The 16,487-nt window shown below is 70.2% G+C and carries 22 protein-coding genes and 1 tRNA gene; 9 read left to right on the top strand and 14 right to left on the bottom strand.

From position 1 onward, the window contains the following. Complete coding sequence (locus FHR37_RS03700) at positions 1–264, top strand: UBP-type zinc finger domain-containing protein (RefSeq protein WP_092887212.1); 264 nt, start codon at positions 1–3, stop codon at positions 262–264. An 18-nt stretch (positions 265–282) separates the two neighbouring features. Here the strand turns inward: FHR37_RS03700 and FHR37_RS03705 are convergent, their stop codons facing one another. Next, positions 283–894 (bottom strand): hypothetical protein, encoded by a 612-nt coding sequence (locus FHR37_RS03705; RefSeq protein WP_092887215.1) that lies wholly within the window; start codon positions 892–894, stop codon positions 283–285. A gap of 93 nt (positions 895–987) precedes the next feature. Between FHR37_RS03705 and FHR37_RS03710 the strand changes: the two genes are divergently transcribed. After that, a complete protein-coding gene (locus FHR37_RS03710) occupies positions 988–1,560 on the top strand; it encodes a hypothetical protein (RefSeq protein WP_092887218.1) in 573 nt (190 codons plus the stop codon). A 21-nt stretch (positions 1,561–1,581) separates the two neighbouring features. On the opposite strand, the gene FHR37_RS03715 is transcribed toward FHR37_RS03710, so the two are convergent. After that, entirely contained in the window at positions 1,582–2,817 is a 1,236-nt protein-coding gene (locus FHR37_RS03715) for an MFS transporter (protein WP_092887221.1), read from the bottom strand. An 82-nt stretch (positions 2,818–2,899) separates the two neighbouring features. Here FHR37_RS03715 and FHR37_RS03720 point away from each other — a divergent pair, with 82 nt between their 5' ends. After that, entirely contained in the window at positions 2,900–3,796 is an 897-nt protein-coding gene (locus tag FHR37_RS03720; protein WP_092887224.1) for a LysR family transcriptional regulator, read from the top strand. Here the strand turns inward: FHR37_RS03720 and FHR37_RS03725 are convergent. From FHR37_RS03725 to FHR37_RS03735, 3 genes are all read right to left on the bottom strand, one after another. After that, positions 3,766–4,212, bottom strand: coding sequence for a dihydrofolate reductase family protein (locus FHR37_RS03725; protein ID WP_202818312.1), 447 nt, complete (start codon positions 4,210–4,212; stop codon positions 3,766–3,768). The genes FHR37_RS03720 and FHR37_RS03725 overlap by 31 nt on opposite strands. Positions 4,213–4,407: 195 nt before the next feature. Continuing rightward, entirely contained in the window at positions 4,408–5,385 is a 978-nt protein-coding gene (locus tag FHR37_RS03730) for a serine hydrolase (protein ID WP_092887227.1), read from the bottom strand. After that, entirely contained in the window at positions 5,382–6,296 is a 915-nt protein-coding gene (locus tag FHR37_RS03735; RefSeq protein ID WP_092887230.1) for a LysR family transcriptional regulator, read from the bottom strand. Before FHR37_RS03735 ends, FHR37_RS03730 begins: the two co-directional genes overlap by 4 nt. A gap of 162 nt (positions 6,297–6,458) precedes the next feature. Here FHR37_RS03735 and bla point away from each other — a divergent pair, with 162 nt between their 5' ends. After that, complete coding sequence (gene bla, locus FHR37_RS03740) at positions 6,459–7,445, top strand: class A beta-lactamase (RefSeq protein ID WP_092887233.1); 987 nt, start codon at positions 6,459–6,461, stop codon at positions 7,443–7,445. A gap of 189 nt (positions 7,446–7,634) precedes the next feature. After that, positions 7,635–9,080, top strand: a complete 1,446-nt coding sequence (rox, locus tag FHR37_RS03745; protein ID WP_092887236.1) for a rifampin monooxygenase — start codon at positions 7,635–7,637, stop codon at positions 9,078–9,080. A gap of 48 nt (positions 9,081–9,128) precedes the next feature. On the opposite strand, the gene FHR37_RS03750 is transcribed toward rox, so the two are convergent. Both FHR37_RS03750 and arsB read right to left on the bottom strand, forming a co-directional pair. After that, positions 9,129–9,566: an arsenate-mycothiol transferase ArsC gene (locus tag FHR37_RS03750; RefSeq protein WP_092887239.1), complete on the bottom strand. Its 438-nt coding sequence runs from the start codon at positions 9,564–9,566 to the stop codon at positions 9,129–9,131. Further along, positions 9,563–10,744 (bottom strand): ACR3 family arsenite efflux transporter, encoded by a 1,182-nt coding sequence (arsB, locus tag FHR37_RS03755; protein ID WP_202884471.1) that lies wholly within the window; start codon positions 10,742–10,744, stop codon positions 9,563–9,565. Before arsB ends, FHR37_RS03750 begins: the two co-directional genes overlap by 4 nt. A 75-nt stretch (positions 10,745–10,819) precedes the next feature. Here arsB and FHR37_RS03760 point away from each other — a divergent pair, with 75 nt between their 5' ends. Next, positions 10,820–11,140 carry an ArsR/SmtB family transcription factor gene (locus tag FHR37_RS03760; RefSeq protein WP_237769017.1) on the top strand — a complete coding sequence of 107 codons (321 nt, stop codon included), beginning with the start codon at positions 10,820–10,822 and terminating at the stop codon, positions 11,138–11,140. A gap of 2 nt (positions 11,141–11,142) precedes the next feature. Here FHR37_RS03760 and FHR37_RS03765 read toward each other — a convergent pair whose 3' ends face one another. Beyond that, entirely contained in the window at positions 11,143–11,586 is a 444-nt protein-coding gene (locus FHR37_RS03765; protein ID WP_092887242.1) for an ArsI/CadI family heavy metal resistance metalloenzyme, read from the bottom strand. A 50-nt stretch (positions 11,587–11,636) separates the two neighbouring features. After that, a complete protein-coding gene (locus FHR37_RS03770) occupies positions 11,637–11,840 on the bottom strand; it encodes a hypothetical protein (protein WP_092887245.1) in 204 nt (67 codons plus the stop codon). 170 nt (positions 11,841–12,010) lie between these two features. Between FHR37_RS03770 and FHR37_RS03775 the strand changes: the two genes are divergently transcribed. Then, entirely contained in the window at positions 12,011–12,379 is a 369-nt protein-coding gene (locus FHR37_RS03775) for an ArsR/SmtB family transcription factor (RefSeq protein WP_237769018.1), read from the top strand. A gap of 30 nt (positions 12,380–12,409) precedes the next feature. Here the strand turns inward: FHR37_RS03775 and FHR37_RS03780 are convergent, their stop codons facing one another. The 4 genes from FHR37_RS03780 to FHR37_RS03795 all read right to left on the bottom strand — a co-directional run bounded on the left by FHR37_RS03780 (position 12,410) and on the right by FHR37_RS03795 (position 14,761). Further along, a complete protein-coding gene (locus FHR37_RS03780) occupies positions 12,410–13,003 on the bottom strand; it encodes a nucleotidyl transferase AbiEii/AbiGii toxin family protein (protein WP_175542730.1) in 594 nt (197 codons plus the stop codon). Positions 13,004–13,042: 39 nt separating this feature from the next. Beyond that, complete coding sequence (locus FHR37_RS03785) at positions 13,043–13,369, bottom strand: hypothetical protein (protein ID WP_139239127.1); 327 nt, start codon at positions 13,367–13,369, stop codon at positions 13,043–13,045. Between the two features lie 524 nt (positions 13,370–13,893). Next, positions 13,894–14,088, bottom strand: a complete 195-nt coding sequence (locus FHR37_RS03790) for a hypothetical protein (RefSeq protein WP_139239128.1) — start codon at positions 14,086–14,088, stop codon at positions 13,894–13,896. Positions 14,089–14,209: 121 nt separating this feature from the next. Continuing rightward, positions 14,210–14,761: a hypothetical protein gene (locus tag FHR37_RS03795; RefSeq protein WP_092887254.1), complete on the bottom strand. Its 552-nt coding sequence runs from the start codon at positions 14,759–14,761 to the stop codon at positions 14,210–14,212. 102 nt (positions 14,762–14,863) lie between these two features. Between FHR37_RS03795 and FHR37_RS03800 the strand changes: the two genes are divergently transcribed. Then, on the top strand, positions 14,864–15,421 hold the full coding sequence (locus tag FHR37_RS03800; protein WP_175542731.1) for a TetR/AcrR family transcriptional regulator: 558 nt from the start codon (positions 14,864–14,866) through the stop codon (positions 15,419–15,421). Between the two features lie 147 nt (positions 15,422–15,568). Here FHR37_RS03800 and FHR37_RS03805 read toward each other — a convergent pair. Next, a tRNA-Arg gene (locus tag FHR37_RS03805) sits at positions 15,569–15,640 on the bottom strand. 49 nt (positions 15,641–15,689) lie between these two features. Between FHR37_RS03805 and FHR37_RS03810 the strand changes: the two genes are divergently transcribed. After that, entirely contained in the window at positions 15,690–16,439 is a 750-nt protein-coding gene (locus tag FHR37_RS03810; protein WP_092887260.1) for a DALR anticodon-binding domain-containing protein, read from the top strand. Positions 16,440–16,487 lie beyond the last annotated feature (48 nt).

The raw sequence follows: 16,487 nt of genomic DNA on the forward strand, positions 1-16,487 counted from the left end.
ATGCCGGTGACGGTGGATCCCCATCTGGAACAGATCCGTCCGGTCGAACCCCGCACACCCACCGGGTGTGAGGAGTGCCTGCGAATGGGCTCGCCGTGGGTGCACCTGCGGCTGTGCCTGACCTGCGGCCACGTCGGCTGCTGCGACTCCTCGCCACTGCGGCACGCCCGCGCGCACGCGGAGGAGGTGGAGCACCCGATCGTCGCGTCGTACGAACCCGGCGAGGACTGGCGCTGGTGCTTCGTCGACGAGCAGTTCGTCTGAGCCCGTTTTGACCTGCGGTCACTCCTCCTCGGATCGGCCGGTCCGGCGCCGCCAGTACGCGACGGTGACGGCCGCGAGCAGCGGCCCCCACAGCAGCAGCGGGGCGTAGCTGCCGACGAACACGACGAGCCGCCAGCCGTGCTCGGCGATCGGGTCGCCCGGCGGTGCCGGCTCTCGCAGCGAGGCGGGCAGGCCGGCGAACACCTTGGTCCACAACACGGTGAGCACGGTGGCGCCGAGTGCGGCCGGTACGACGGCGGCGGCGGTCGGCACCCGCCGGCCACGAAGCCCGGGGACCCACCACGGGAAGACCTCACCCCAGCGGGCGACCAGGCCGACCGCGGTGAACGCCAGCAGTTCCGACACCGCCGACAACACGACGACGTACGCCTCGTCCGGCATGCCCAGCGTGTGCCCGCCACGCGGCGGATCGGTGACGATGGGCAGGTGGAAGGTGACCGCGGCGACGCGCCACAGGCCGGACGGCAGCACGGTGAAGGGCACGGCGTACGCGGCGATCCGGACCCAGCGTGGGACACCGGGGACCGGATCGTGGGCCGCGCGCCAGGCGGCGCGCAGCCGCGAGGACAGGCCGGACTCCTTGGAACCAACGGCTACGGAAGCGCTCATGGCCCGACCATCCCAGCCGGGCCGCGGCGGTCGCCCTGCCCGCGCGGAGGAAACCACTCCCTCTGCCGGGGGAGGTTCGGGCATCCTGGTCCGGTGAGCGATCACCGCGACTCCGGCCCCACACCGGAGGACCGTGCCCCCGGGCGGGCCGTGGTGTTCGACATCGACGTACCGCAATACCGGGTTGACACCGAACCCGACCACCGGGGCGTCGGCAGAGTCGTGGACGCCGAGTTGCGCAGGCACTTCCTCGGCCGCTCCGTGGTCGTACGCGGGATCGGCGCCCAGCACCATCCTGGACGCAGCGTTGACGAGCTGGTCGAGATCATCCGGCGCCTGGGCACCGACCGCTACGACCCCGCGCGGGCGGGCGACCGCTACGACAACCTGCAGAACAAGCGCATCGACTTCTTCGCGTTCCGGCGCAAGGTCACGTCGCGGATGCGGTTGTTCGGAGCGATGAGCTGGGGTTTCTACCACTCCTCGATCGCCGTTCACGGCGCACCGGTCCGGCTCGACCTGCTGCTCGTCTACGACGCCGCGCGGCTGCGCGAGGTGGTGCACCAGTACGAGGGCCGGGCGGACCGCAAGCGGGACGGTTATGTGTTCCGGGATCCGGATCACAAGCCGGAAGCCCTGCTGGGCATAGCGAAACTGTCCCGCTGACGACGACGTGTGCGGCCGCCCTCAGCGGGATCCACCCACCAGGGCGGGGGTGCGGCGCAGCAGCAACGTGAGCGCTCCGGTGGCGGCCAGCAGCACGGTGGCCAGAGCCACCACCCCCGGCCACCCGGCACCGGTCCAGGCGCGCCCGGCGACGGAGCCGAACACCGACGAACCCAGGTAGTACGTGAAGAGGTACAGCGACGCGGCCTGGCCGGTGGACACCCCGCCGGCGTGCGCCCGCGCCGGAACCCACCCGCTGGCCACACCGTGCACGGCGAAGAACCCGCCGGTGAACACCGCGAGGCCGGCGATCACGAGCGCCAGCGACGACGACAGCGTGAGCAGCGCGCCGGCCACGGCCAGCAGGCAGGCCAGCGGCAGCACGGTGCGCCGCCCGTACGTGTCGGCCAGCCGCCCGAACGCCGTCGAGCTGAGCGACCCGACCGGGTAGACGAGGAACACCAGACCGGCGGCGCCCAGTCCGAGGCCGAACGGCCCGTCGGTGAGCCGGAAGCCCATCGTGTTGAACACCGCGACCAGCGCGCCCATCGAGCAGCCGCCCACGCCGTACAGCGCGAGCAGGCCGGGGTCGGTCACCGCCCGCAGGCTGGTCCGGGCCAGCGCACGCAGACCGGTCGGCCGGGGAAGGAAGTGCCGGGACGGCGGAAGCAGGGATCGTACGGCGAGCGCGCACACCAGGCCGAGGCAGGCGGTCGAGGCGAGCGCCCACCGCCACCCGGCGAACTCGGCCACCGACGCGGTCAGCAGCCGGCCGACCATGCCACCGAGCGCCGTCCCGCCGACGTACAGGCCGGCGGCGCGGGCATGGGTGGACGGGTGCAGCTCCTCCCGCAGGTAGGCGGTGGCCACGGCGGGGAGCCCGGCGAGCACGGCACCCTCGGCCAGCCTGGACGCCAGCAGCGCCGGCCAGCTCGGCGCCAGCGCTCCGGCCACCGCCACCACGGCGGAGGCGACCAGCGACAGGTGGATGAGCCGGGTACGCCCCACGACGTCGGACAGGGGACCGGCTACCAGCAACATGATGCCCAGCCCGACGGTGGTCAGGGACACGGTCAGAGTGCTGGCCGTGGTGGACACCGCGAACCGGTGGGCGAGTTCGGGGAGGATGGCCTGCGTGCTGTAGATGAGGGCGAAGGTCGCCACCCCGGCCGCGAACAACGCTCCGACGACACGCCGGTAGCCCGCCGTCCCCGGCTGGTGGCCCTGCTCGGTGGGTGTCTCCACGACGGCGGACATATCTTCGACTGTGCGTCACCGCGGGCCATACGTCCAATGTCGAGAACGACGATGATCCATGCATGAAGCGTATGATGACGCCGTGCAGCTTCGCGATCTGGCCTGGCTGGTCGCCCTCGCCGACCACCAGCACGTCACCGACACCGCCGCGGTCCTCCACACCAGCCAGCCCACCCTGTCGCGCGCACTGGCCCGGACGGAGGCCGAGCTCGGCACCCGGGTGTTCGAGCGCGCGTCCGACGGTGTGCATCCCACCCCCACCGGTCAGCTCGTGCTCGCCGCCGCGCGCGACCTCACCACGAGGTACGACCAACTGCTGGCCGACCTCGCCGGCGTGCTGGACCCGGACACCGGTGTGGTGCGGCTGGCCTTCCTGGATTCCATCGCCTCCTCGCTGGTGCCGCGGGTGCTGCGTACCTTCCACGAACACGCCCCCGGCGTGCGGGTCATGCTCAGCCAGGAGCCGGCGCACGAGATCGTCCGCGACCTGGAGGTCGGCGCGGTGGACCTGGCCATCCTGTCCCCGCGCCCGGCCGGCGACTTCGGCTGGCATCCGTTGCAGGAGGAGCGGTTGGTGCTCGTGGTGCCGCCGGGCCACCGGCTGCGCCGCCGGAAGCGGATCGCGCTGCGGGAGCTGGCCGGTGAGGACCTCGTCACCACCCCGGTCGGCTTCGGCTTCCGCGCGATGGTGGACACCCTGCTCGACGACGCGGGCGTGTCCCCGGCGATCTCGTTCGAGAGCCAGGACCTCGCCACCATCGAGGGCCTGGTCGCGGCCGGGCTGGGAGTGGCGATCGTTCCCCAGCCCTTCGCCGGGCAGTCCGGCACCGTGGGAATCGCCATCGCCGCCGAGGCCGCCCGGCGCACGATCGGCCTCGCCTGGCGTACGGACCGAAAGCTGTCCGCGCCCGCACGACGGTTCCGGGACTTCGTCGCCGACGGCGCGATTCATCGCAAAGACGTTGGTGCCGACTGGTAGACGCCGACGAACACCCCGTCGTCCGTCGTCACCGACTCGGCCAACTCGAAGGCGCACAGGTCCGCGCCCGCCTCGGCGAACAGCCGCCGGCCCGAGCCGAGCACCAGCGGGTGCACCATCAGGACGAGCTCGTCCACCAGTCCGTGCGGCAGCAGCGACCGGACCAGCTCACCGCTGCCGAACACCACGAGGTTGTCGTCCTCCTCGGCTCGCAGGCGGGTCACCGCGTCGACCGGATCGCCTTTCAGCAGAACGGAGTTCTGCCAGGGAAGCGGCTCGGTCAGCGTGCTCGACACGACGTACTTCCGCACCCGGGTCAGCGACTCGGCCATCGGGTTCCCCTTCTGCGTGGGCCAGTACGCCGCGAAGTGGTCGTACGTTCGCCGTCCGGCCAGCAGCGCCCAGGAGCTCCCCATGCGCGAGCCGATCCCTTCGCCATCATCGGATCCGGGTGCCGGTTCGCCCAGCCACTGTGCGCGAATCCGTCCCTGGAGTCCTCGTTCAGGTGGCCCGGCGCCTGCATCACGCCGTCGAGGGTCAGATGGTCCACCGCGATGACCTTGCCCATGTCCGCGTCTCCCTCGTCGTGGGCCGGCGTTCGTACCGGCCCCTCACCCTCCACACGAACGACGAGCAGCCGGATCGACAGCCTGAGCACCGGTCGTGGACCGCAACGCCTCGAACGCCGACCGCGCGGCGGCGCCGATGGCCAGGTCGATGTCGGGAGCGATGTTGGCCCGGCGGGCCGACCGGGTCATGGCTGCGATCGCCACCCGGTCGCCGGACCTCGCCTCGACCACGCCGATCTCGTGCCGCAGGTGCAGGAACGACCCGGTCTTGCCGGCCACCCGTACGGTGTCGGTCCGCAGGTCGGCGGACAGCCGGAACGTGAACACCTGCAGCGCCATCAGCCGGCGCAGCTCGGCCGTCGCCGCCGGGACCGAGATCCGGTCGAGCCACACCTGCTGCAGGAAGTCGACGAGGGCCCGGGCGTCGGCGACGTTGCCCTGCTCGGGGTCGAGCGTCTCGATGGCGTACCGCCCGGTGCTCCCCGAGGTGGTGGCGAGCTCCAGCGCCAGGCCGAAGTCGTCCCCGGCGACACCGGCGGCACAGTCGTACATCCGCTGGAGCCGGTGCCTGAACGCGATCCCGCCGCAGCCCCACTCGCGCAGGCTCTCCGCTATGTCGTCGACACCCACCAGGTCGACCAGCGCGTCCGCGGCCGCGTTGTCGCTGACCGACAGGGTTTGGTACACGAGGTCGGCGACGGCGAGGGTGACCGGATGACGGTACGCCGAGATGCCGGTCGGCCCGAAGCTGCTCGCCGCCGGGTCGACCGTGATCCGGTGAGCCGGGTCGAGCGAGCCGGTCGCGATGCGTTCGAGGACGGCCAGCGCGATCGGCACCTTGGCGACCGACGCCAGCGGCAACGGCGTCTCCACGTCGAAGCCGAGCTGTTCGCCGGTGTCGATGTTGCGGGCCAGCAGGTGACCCCGTACCCCAAGCCGCCGCCAGTCGGAGGCGATGGACTCCGCGAGGGGGAGGAGGTCCGGTGAGCCGGCGACGAACGCCGGCCGGGGGTGGGTCACGAGTGCACCGCCAGACGTACCCGGGCTTCGCCGTCGTCGGGCCGGGGTGCGGCCACGCTGCCGATCGCGGCGCCGAGCAACGGAAGCAGCCAGTCGGGTGCGTCGGGCACCAGGTCGTAGCTCCGGCGCAGCACGACGTCGGCCGGTGGTGACCAGCTGATCCCGTTGCGTACGGCGAACTGCTCGGTGCACACCAGCAACGCCGCTCCGGCGAACGTCTCGGCGAGTGCGACCGACGTCGACGAGGCCACCTGAACCCGTTCCTCCGGCAGGCCGGCTCGGGCGAGTTCCAGGCGCAGGTGGTCGACGAACCGCGGAAGGTCGTCCTCCGGAGTGACGAGCAGTGCCGGTTCGGTTCCTGTCGTGGCGCCGGCGCCCCTGCGGGGCCGGAGGCTTTCGAGGTGGATGGCGTGACCGTGCGGCGGCGTCACCCCGGCCAGGCCGAGGGGGACGTCGAGCGATCCGGTGCCGGGCGGGACGCGGACCAGCGCGAGGGTCAGCGAACCGTCCGCCAGTGCGTCGCTTCGGGCCCGCGCGGGCAGCTCCCGGACGCTCAGCGCGACGCCGCGGTCGGCGGCGGCCCGCAGCACGCCGGCCAGTGCCGGCGGGTCACAGTCAGGGGGTACGCCGAGAACCCGCACCGCGGACTCGGTGGCGGATCTGGCCACCCCGCGGAAGTGCTCCGCCCTGCTCAGCAGGTCCCGCGCGTGCGGCAGCAGGAGGTCGCCGAACCCGGTGATCTCGATCTGCCGCCTGGACCGGTCGAAGAGCTCACCGCCGAGCGAGCGTTCGAGAGTCTGGATGCGGCGGCTGAGCAGCGGCTGGGCGATGCCGAGGACGTCGGCGGCGCCGGAGAAGCTGCGTTCCTCGGCGACGCCGACGAACGCTTCGAGGTGCAGGAGCAGGTCCACGGTCGACTCATATCAGAACGGCATAGTTCCTTCAACGTCGTCTCTTGGACATGAGTACGGCCGGGCTGGTTGGCTCCACGGTGTCACCGCACCTCTCACAACCGCACCTCTCGCAGGCACACCTCTCACAGGCACACCTCTCACAGTCACGGGGAGTTCCGCATGTTCACCACCGCACGCCTGTCCCGCCGTTCGCTGCTCGGGAAGGGCCTCGCCGTCTCGGCCGCCGGCCTGGTCGTTCCCGGATGCGCGGATGCCACGGTGGCGTCCGCGACCAGCGCAGCGACGAAGACCGCCGGCACGACGGCCGCGAAGTCGCCCGCCACCAGGCGACCCGACCCCGACCTCACCAGGGAGCTCAGGGCGCTGGAGAAGCGGTACGACACGAGGCTCGGCGTCTACGCGCGCAACGTCGGCACCGGCCAGGCCGTGAGGTATCGCGGCGACGAGCGGTTCCCGATGTGCTCGACGTTCAAGGGACTGCTCGCGGCGCACATGATGCGCGACTACGACCGCCGTGGCGAGTTCCTCGAACGCGTGCTGCACTACACCCGCGACGACCTGGCCGGCTGGTCACCCATCACCGAGAACAACCTGGAGACCGGGATGGCCGTCCGCGACCTCTGCCTGGCCGCCACCGCCTTCAGTGACAACGGCGCGGCCAACGTCTTGTTGCGGGCGACCGACGGGCCTCCCGGCTTCACCAGGTTCTGCCGTGCCATCGGCGACGAGTACACCCGCCTGGACCGCTACGAGACGGACATGAGCGAGGCCAAGCCCGGCGACGACCGGGACACGACCACTCCGGAGGCGATGGGACGAAGCTACGCGCGGCTCGTGCTGGGACGGGTGCTGAAGCCCTTCCACCGCGACCAGCTGGTGTCCTGGCTGAAGGTGAACACCACCAGCGGCCCGCGCTTTCGTGCCGGGCTGCCGGACGACTGGGTGCTCGCCGACAAGACCGGCAACGGTGGCTACGGCACCGTGAACGACATCGGCATCGTGTGGACACCGAAGGGCACGACCCTTCTGCTCTCCGTCCTGTCCACCAAGGAGATGAAGGGCGTCGAGGCCGACCCGCGGGTGCTCGCCGACACCGCCCGCCTGCTCGCCGGCGCCCTCACACCCGGAGAGTCCGGCGATCGGTGAGGAGTCCCCGCATGACAAGACGCGGTTGACAGAAAGAGCGAGTGACAGAAAAACGGCTGTCAGAAAAAGAAAGGGCAAGGAGCGTCAGCTCCCTGCCACTACCAAGATATAGCGCACCTGGGGGCTTGCCGCAAGACCCCGGTCGTGCCGGAGAATCTCCCGCCGAAGCCAGAACACAGTGGGGGATTCATGATCGACGTGATCGATGTCATCGACGTGGTCGTCGCCGGCGGCGGGCCGACCGGCATGATGCTGGCCGCCGAACTACGACTGCGCGGGGTGGGCGTCGTCGTACTGGAGAAGGACGACGAGCCGACCCGAATCGACCGCGCACTCGGCCTGCACGTGCGCAGCATCGAGGTGATGGATCAGCGCGGCCTGCTGGAACGTCTTCTCACGTACGGCAAGAAGTACCAACTCGGTGGCTACTTCGCCGGCATTCAGCAGCCGTGGCCGGACCGGATGGACAGCGCACACGCGTACATCCTCGGTATCCGGCAGACCATCACCGACCGGCTGCTGGCCGAGCACGCGGCCGAGGTCGGCGCCGAGATCCGGTGGGGCACCGCGCTTGTCGGGCTGAGCCAGGACGACCAGGGCGTGACCGCCGAACTCGCCGACGGTACGACGCTGCGCGCGCGGTATCTCGTCGGTTGCGACGGCGGCCGCAGCACCGTACGCACGTTGCTCGGTGTCGGCTTCCCCGGCGAGCCCGCCGGGCGCGAGTGGCTGCTGGGCGAGCTGGAGGTGACCGCGCCGCTGGAGGAGGTGACCTCGGTGGTCGCGGCGGTCCGCGAGAAGCACCACGGGTTCGGTGTCGGTCCGATCGGGGACGGTGCCTACCGCGCCGTCGTCCCCGCGGCCGAGGTGGCCGAGGACAGGCTGGTCCCGCCCACGCTGGAGGAGATCAGGCAGCGGCTGCGGGCGTTCGCCGGAACCGACTTCGGCGCGCACTCGCCGCGCTGGCTGTCCCGCTTCAACGACGCCACCCGGCTGGCCGAGCGCTACCGCGTCGGCCGGGTGCTGCTGGCCGGCGACGCCGCGCACGTGCACCCGCCGCTGGGTGGGCAGGGGCTCAACCTCGGCATCCAGGACGCGTTCAACCTGGGCTGGAAGCTCGCCGCCGAGATCGACGGCTGGGCGCCCGGGGACCTGCTGGACAGCTACGGCGCCGAACGTCGCCCGGTGGCCGCCGACGTACTGGACACCACCCGGGCGCAGTCGGAGCTGACGTCCGGCGAACCGGGATCCCAGGCGCTGCACCGGCTGATGGCGCAGCTGATGAGGTTCGAGGAGGTGAACCGCTTCCTGATCGAGAAGATCACCGCGGTCGGGATCCGCTACGACTTCGGAGGGAGCCACGAGCTGGTCGGCCGCAGGCTGCGGGACGTGGTGCTGAAGCAGGGCCGGCTGTATGAGCTGATGCGTGGCGGACGCGGGTTGCTGCTCGACCAGACCGGCCGGCTCTCGGTGGCCGGCTGGGCGGACCGGGTGGACCACGTCGTCGACGTCAGCGAGGAGCTGGACCTGCCCGCGGTGCTGCTCCGGCCGGACGGCCATGTGGCGTGGGCCGGTGACGACCAGCAGGAGCTGCTCGACCACCTGCCGAAGTGGTTCGGCGCTCCCGTCAGCTGAGCGATCGAGCCGCCGCCGCCTCCCTGCGTACTCGGTCTGCGTACTCGGTCAGTCGCGGCCGAGCACGGAGGGAGGCAGCGTGATGTCGGGGACGAGTTCGACGAGCAGAGTACGTACACGGGCGTCGAGGTCGGCGACGATGCGGCGGACGGTGGCCTCGTCCTGGCCGCCGGGATCGTCGACCGGCCAGTCGACGTACTTCACCCCTGGCACGTAAGGGCATTCCTCCCCGCACCCGAGGGTGATGGCAAGAGCGCTCGCCGCCACGGTCTCTCGGGTGAGCAGTTTCGGATGCTCCCTGGACGTGTCAATCCCGAGTTGCTCCAGAACCCTGGCAACCTCGGGATGGATGTGCTCACCCGGTTGGGTACCGGCCGACACGGCGACGACGCGGCCGCCGGCGTAGTGCTCGGTGAGGACGCGAGCCGCGACGGATCGGCCGCCGTTGCGTACGCAGGCGAAGACGATCTGGGGACGGTCGTTCACGCGGACTCCTTCGACAGGCGAACCCCGTGGTCGCGGCGCTCTTCATCGGTGTCAACCGGCACTTGCGCGCCGCTCTCTCCGGGTGGCTGGTCGGGGAAGAAGCGGCGTGCCCACAGGCTCACGTAGACCAGGCCGACCAGGACGGGGACCTCGATGAGCGGCCCGACGACCCCGGCCAGGGCCTGGCCGCTGGTCACGCCGAACACCGCGATCGCGACCGCGATGGCGAGCTCGAAGTTGTTGCCGGCGGCGGTGAACGCGACCGTGGTCGAACGGCTGTAGCCCAGCCTGACGGCGCGGGAGATCAGCATGGAGCCGCCCCACATGAGCGCGAAGTACACCACGAGGGGGAGGGCGATCCGGGCGACGTCGAGGGGCTCGGAGGTGATCGCCCGGCCCTGGAGCGCGAACAGGACGACGATGGTGAACAGCAGTCCGTACAGCGCCCACGGTCCGAGGCGGGGGAGCAGCCGCGACTCGTACCACTCACGTCCCCGACGGCGTTCGCCGAGGCGTCGGGTCAGGTAGCCGGCGAGCAGCGGGATGCCGAGGAAGACGACGACACTGCCGGCGATCTGGAGCGGGGAGACGTCGATGCCGGTGGTGTCCAGGCCGAGCCACCCGGGAAGCACGGTCAGGTAGAACCAGCCGAGCAGGCCGAACGCCAGCACCTGGAAGACGGAGTTCAGCGCCACCAGGACCGCGGCCGCCTCGCGGTCACCGCAGGCCAGGTCGTTCCAGATGATCACCATGGCGATGCAGCGGGCGAGCCCGACCACGATCAGGCCGGTGCGGTACTCGGGAAGATCGGCGAGGAACGTCCACGCCAGGGCGAACATCAGGGCCGGGCCGACCAGCCAGTTCAGCACCAGCGACAAGATCATGGTGCGCCGGTCGCGGGCGACGTGGCCCACCTCGTCGTAGCGGACCTTGGCGAGTACGGGATACATCATCACCAGCAGGCCCAGGGCGATCGGCAGGGACACCGAGCTGACCTTGATGGCGTCCAGGACACCGGCGATGCCGGGGACCCAGCGTCCGAGCAGGAGCCCCGCCACCATCGCGACACCGATCCAGACGGGCAGGAACCGGTCCAGCCGCGACAGGCCACCCACCACCCCGTGAGGGGCTGCGCCCGTCGAGCGGGCGTCGACGACAGTGGAGGACTTGGGGCTCAACGGATCTCCTCGGTGCTTGGCCGATCTGCTTGGCCGGTCTGCTTGGCCGGGCGGCGGCCGATAACATATCAACCGATGATGACATCACCAAGTGCTGATATCTCAGCCGGCATCCTTTTCAAGGTGCTCGCCGATCCGCTCCGCCGCCGCATCGTCGACCTGCTCGCGCAGGAGCAGCTGTGCACCTGCCACCTGGTCGAGGAGACCGGCGCCGGCCAGACCACCGTCAGCAACGCCCTGCGGTTGCTCCGGGAGGCCGGGGTCGTCGACACCGAACCCTGCGGCCGGTTCACCTACTACCGGCTGCGCCCGGAGGTGTTGCACGACCTGGCCGGCGAGGTGGGCCGGCTGGCGGCGGCCGCCGACGCCGCCCGGACCCGCAAGCGCCCCTGCTGAGGTCAGCTCGCGCAGCACCCACCGGTGGGAGCGACCGGCTCGACGGCCAGGTCGGCCGTCGTCCTGCCCTCAAGCTCGGCTCCGGCGTCGGCGAGAACGACGTAGTTCTCCCAGCGCTGCCCGTCCGGGCCGGTGACCCAGTGCTTGTCCTGCCGGGCGTAGCAACACACGACGTCGCCTTCGGTGTCCAGGCGCAGGCCCGCGGCCTCGAGCCGGTTGGCCTGCTCCTCGACCTCCTCCATCGACTCCCGCTCGACGCCGAGGTGGTTCAGGGTGCCGGTCGCTTCGGGGTTCTCGAACAGCACCAGCTTCAGCGGCGGGTTGTCGACCGCGAAGTTGGCATAACCGGGACGGCGCTTGGCCGGCTCGGTGTCGAACAGGGTGGAGTAGAACGTCACGGCCGCGTCGATGTCCTTGACATTGAGGGCCAGCTGAAGACGGGACATGGTTCCTCCTGATGAGGTCGGCAAGGTCGGGTTGGTGAACGTCTGTGGCGTCAGCAGCAGGGAACGGGGCACGCTCCGGCTGTCGAGGCCCGGTGCCGGTGAGCTGTCACGGCCTGCAGGAGGCTGCTCGACAGCCCGGCGAACCGGGAGCCGCCGGAACGGGTGAGGTGTGCCGCCCGGTCCTGTGCCCGCGCGGTGCGGAGCAGGTCGTCCCGGTGCGCACGCGCCACGGCTTCGATCAGGATGGGGTGCATGAGCCTTCTCCTTCGGTTGGCACCGGGCCTTCCCGGCGCCACGAGATAGATACTGGTCGATGTGAAGCGCATTGACAAGTGTCTATCTGAACTTTCCTGCCGGCTGTCCCGCGCCCCGAGCCGACCTTGAGCTGATAGACGGTCACCTATCTCGTGGCACTATGGGGTCCATGCCGAAGCCGCTGCCCCTGATCCAGCCCGTGCCGAACGCGGAGGCGTGCTGCGCGCCGCTCACCGAGGCGCCGCTGACCGCCGAGCAGGCCGAGGAACTCGCGGTACGGCTGAAGGCGATCGCGGACCCGACCCGGCTCCGGCTGCTGTCCCTGATGCTGGCGAGCCCGGACATGCAGGCATGTACCTGCGATCTCACCGAGCCGCTCGGGCTGACCCAGCCGACCATCACCCACCACCTGCGCAAGCTCGCGGCGGCGGGCCTGGTCGTCCCCGAACGCCGGGTCGGCAACTTCACCTATTACCGCGTCGTGGGCGAGGCCCTGGCCGGCCTCGCCGCCATCCTCGCCCCGGTCACCGCCGCCTGACGTGCGAAGGGCGAAGCCCCCGGAGATCCGTCAGCCTTTCCCTTGAAGTTCCTTCTCCCAGGCCGTGAACCGCGCCCGCATCGCTGCGATTCGCGATTCGCCAGCCACGTAAGCCGTGAACTCACGATCGGGGACGCGATGCAGGTACGAGAGAGACTGGGCGAACATGGCCGGGCTGAACCCCGGGTTGTGTTCTGCGGCAACGGACAACAGCTGCTCTTTCGAGTAGCGACCGCTGGCCAGGATGGCGTCTACGTCGAGAAAGTCTCGCGGCGCCCAGCGGTTGTACAGCGCGTCCATCTTGCCTGCGGCGGCGTCGTCTGGGTGTAGAACGGGGCCGATTTCCATTAGTACAGGCGAGCGTGCACGCCAGAACACTCCGAGGTCGACCATGCAAGTGCGTCCCTGAGCGTCGATCACTTGCATCTGCACCAAGTCGTCGGAGCGTCGGCGGAAGACGACCTCGAACCCCTCGCGACGATATGAGTCCATCACCTCGTCGGCTACCTCGCCTGGGCTGCCACGGCGCGTGCTGAACAGGTCGATGTCCTCGGAAGGGCGAGTTCCCATGTGGTGCAGTTCGATCGCATGTCCGCCGCCGAGCACGAACCCGCGGTCACACACGCAGCGCGATGTGCGCGAGGCGTTCCTGCAGCGGATCCATCAGGCGGCGCGGCGAAGATCGGGGAAGCGCCCTTCCCACAGAGCCTGAACTCGCCGGGCGGGCAGGATGTCGTTCCAGTTGCTGCGGAGAAGGCTCGCATTGAGATAGTGCCGGAAGTCGTCCTCACGGCCTTCTTCAAGGATGATCTTGTAGGCCGCTGCGCGGTCATAGTCGTCATCAAGGTCGAATCGGCGTCGGCCGCTCCAGGCAAGGTGCTGAGGCAGGTCCAGGAAGCCATGATCTGGTCCGCGGAGTTCCTCAAGTGACTCCGTGACAGCGTACGGGCGTACCTCCGCGTACGAAAACGGCTGATCCTTGCTGCTCATGAACCAAGTGTGCCCGATCGACAGTTGAGCCGCGCCGACCCGCGCCGTAGGGCGCGAGTCCGACCGTGATCACGGTGGCTCATCCGCCGCACAGCACCGCAAGGTCCTCCGGATCCGAGGTGAGGATTGTGGCGGGCCCCGTGGCGGCGAGGGCGGTGGCGGCGAGCAGAGCGTCGTCGGCAACGTCACCTACTACCGGGCGGTGAGCGACGCGCTGAGCGGTCTCGCCGGCATCCTCGCCCCGGTCACCGTCGCCTGATCGTCTCCAGGGGATTGTGCAGGGGCGTGGTACTGCTCGTCCTGTCGGATACGCCGATTTCGTCAAGGCGTGATTGACAGTGGTCCCGGCCACCGTGGCCAGGAGGCCATGAGTCGGGCCGCGGAATTTTCCAACGACTCCGCGACCGCGTTCGGGCGAACGTCCGCGTACAAGAACGGCTGGTCCTTGCGGCTGCTCAGGGAACCCAGTGTGCCCGATCCACGCTCAGTGCAGCGGGAACCACCCCAGCGAGTGGTGCCGCCCGTCAATCGGGGACGTTCGCCGGAACGTCCCGGTCAGACGTGAGGAATCGGACCAGGAGAGCCCGCAGGGTGAGCTTGCGTTTCTCACGGTTGCGGCGCCGGGACCGGCGTGCCTCGGCCGCCTGCCGGTGTGCCCGGCCGGCGTCGAGGCGTGCCTGTATCCGCGCTCTGGCGAGATCTTCGTGGAGACGATTCATGGTGGCGCTCCTCGTACCGGCCGTGCCGGTGGGTGGGTCGCACATCGGGTGACGGAGATCTGCCGGACGTCCTGTCCCAAGGCAGGTGCTCCGGCGTCGGGTGCGTGCTCGCCCGGGCTGGTCAGGCGTTGGGTGCAGGCTCGGGCCGGCGTCGGAACAGGTGCAGGGCGTGTCCGTGTGAGCGTGCGTGGCGGGCGCCGCCGATCCACAGGTAGGCCGGACGGACCAGTGGTGATCCGAGCGCAAGAAAGACGAACGCGGCGCGGATGCTGTTCGGGGAGAGCTGGTGGACGATCATGAAACGGCCCACGTCACGCGAGAACCAGGTCGTGACCGCGTAGACCGGCAGGATCTTGAGCCCGCTGACGATGCTCCACGCGAGCGCGTACCGCCACCCGGCCTCGGTGCGTGGCTGTCGGTCGGCGGGGTCGGTGCGAAACGTCATCAGCCGGCAGGCTCCGTAGCCCAGGCCGAGACCGAGTGCGAGCGCGGCAGCCTCGAGGAGGAGCCCCCACGGGGAGGTGTCCATTCCTCTGAAGAAGAACGGCACCGCGACGAGCGCGCTGACGGCGGGGCGCAGCACCCGGAACCAGCGAATCCTCCGTACGCCGAGGTCGCTTTCGAGTGTGATCGCGAGGATCAGAAGGTTCAGCACGAGGAACGTCAGCTCCATGACCACGGTCCTAACTTCAAAGTGTAGACTTGCGAGTATACACATAGAGTTCACAGACTGAGCGGCATGGTTCACGAGCGGTCTCCGGAGAGACGGAAGCTGATGCGGCGCACAGACCGCCGCGCACAGATCCTGGCCAGCGCCGTTCCGGTGTTCGCACGGCACGGGTTCCGCGACGCATCCCTGGACGACATCGCCGCCGAGGCGGGCATCACGCGTGCGGTGGTGTACCGACACTTCGACTCGAAGGAAGAGCTCTACCGAGCCGTCCTCGACGCCGCGCGGGCCGCGATCCGCGACGAACTCCAGGCCGACCGACAGGTCGGGCCGGACTCGGTGACCGCGCTGATCCACGCCGCCGGCCGGGACCCGGACCGGTTCCGCCTGCTGTTCGGCCGCGCCCGCCACGAACCCGACTTCGCCGGCTACTACGAAGAGTTCGCCGAGGCCAGCGCCAACTACGTGCTCGACGCACTGCCCGACGGCTACAACGTGCCGCGGGTCACCCAGTTCGTTGCCCACCTGACCACTCGGCAACTGTTCGAAGCGATCCTGTTGTGGCTCGACCAGGACCAACCGGCAACGCCGGAAGCCCTCGCTGGGGCGATCCGTGGCGCGGCTGCCGCACTCACGGCTGCGCTCAGCCGCCCCGCCCGCTGAACCCGCTCACCGCCCAGTGGGTGCATGGCCGGATCCGCCGGCGCCTCGGCAGGCGGATGTGGAAAGAGCGCGTAGCAAAGGGCTTTCATCAGCGAGGATGTGCAGTCGCCGCGGCTCAGGAGGCCGATCAGCCTGGGTGAGGAAGTGCGCCCCCGGTAGGATTCGAACCTACGCACACGGCTCCGGAGGCCGTTGCTCTATCCCCTGAGCTACGGGGGCTCGGGGCGGAGACAGATTAGCAGGGTCCTCCGGTGGCTACGCTGGCGCGGTGCTTCCCGACCGGTTGGCCGACCAGATCGGCAGTGTTCTCCGCGCCCTCGTACGGTCCGGACACCTTCCGTCGACCACCAGGATCCCTGGCGAGATCCGGGTCGAGCGGCCGTTCCGGAACGCCCGCGGAGACTACGCCAGCCCCGTCGCGTTGCGACTTCCCGGAGCCTCCGGCAGCACGCCGGAGGAGGTGGCCCGGCTGGTCGCCGCCGGGCTCGAGGAGTGCCCGGAGACAGCCGGCGCCGGGGCTGATGGCGGGTTCGTGAACGTCGTCGTCACCGACGCGGCGCTGGCCGAGACCGTCCGCGAGGTCGTCGCCGCCGGTCCGGCGTACGGCGAACATCCGGTGATCCTTGCGCCGCCGGAGGGTGAACTCGGCCACCGGGCGCGGTTCGCCCACGCCCGGCTCGCCGGGTTGCTCCGCGCCGGTGTGGCGCTGGACGTTCCGTACGCCCCGGACCGGCTCGACGCCGCCGTCCTCGCGGACCCCTCGGTTCGCCGCCTGGTGTGTGCCCTGGCCGAGCTTCCCCGGGTGGCGGCGCGGGAGAACCCACGTGCCCTTCACTCCTACCTCAGCGAGATCCTTTCCTGGGTTGAGGAATTCGAGGTTTCGGTCCCGGTGCTCCCACGCGGCGACGAGCCCTCCACGCCGGCCCACGGCACCCGGCTCGTCCTGGTGGACGCCGCCCGGATCGTCCTGGCGAGCGTGTTGGCGCGTTACGGCCTGGACGCCCCCGACCGGCTGTGAGGTCCGATCCGCGGCTTCGCCGTCCGACGCCCGTGGCAGCCGGCCGGA

The sequence above is a fragment of the Actinopolymorpha cephalotaxi genome, from assembly GCF_013408535.1.
In the GTDB taxonomy this organism is placed as follows: Bacteria; Actinomycetota; Actinomycetes; order Propionibacteriales; family Actinopolymorphaceae; genus Actinopolymorpha; species Actinopolymorpha cephalotaxi.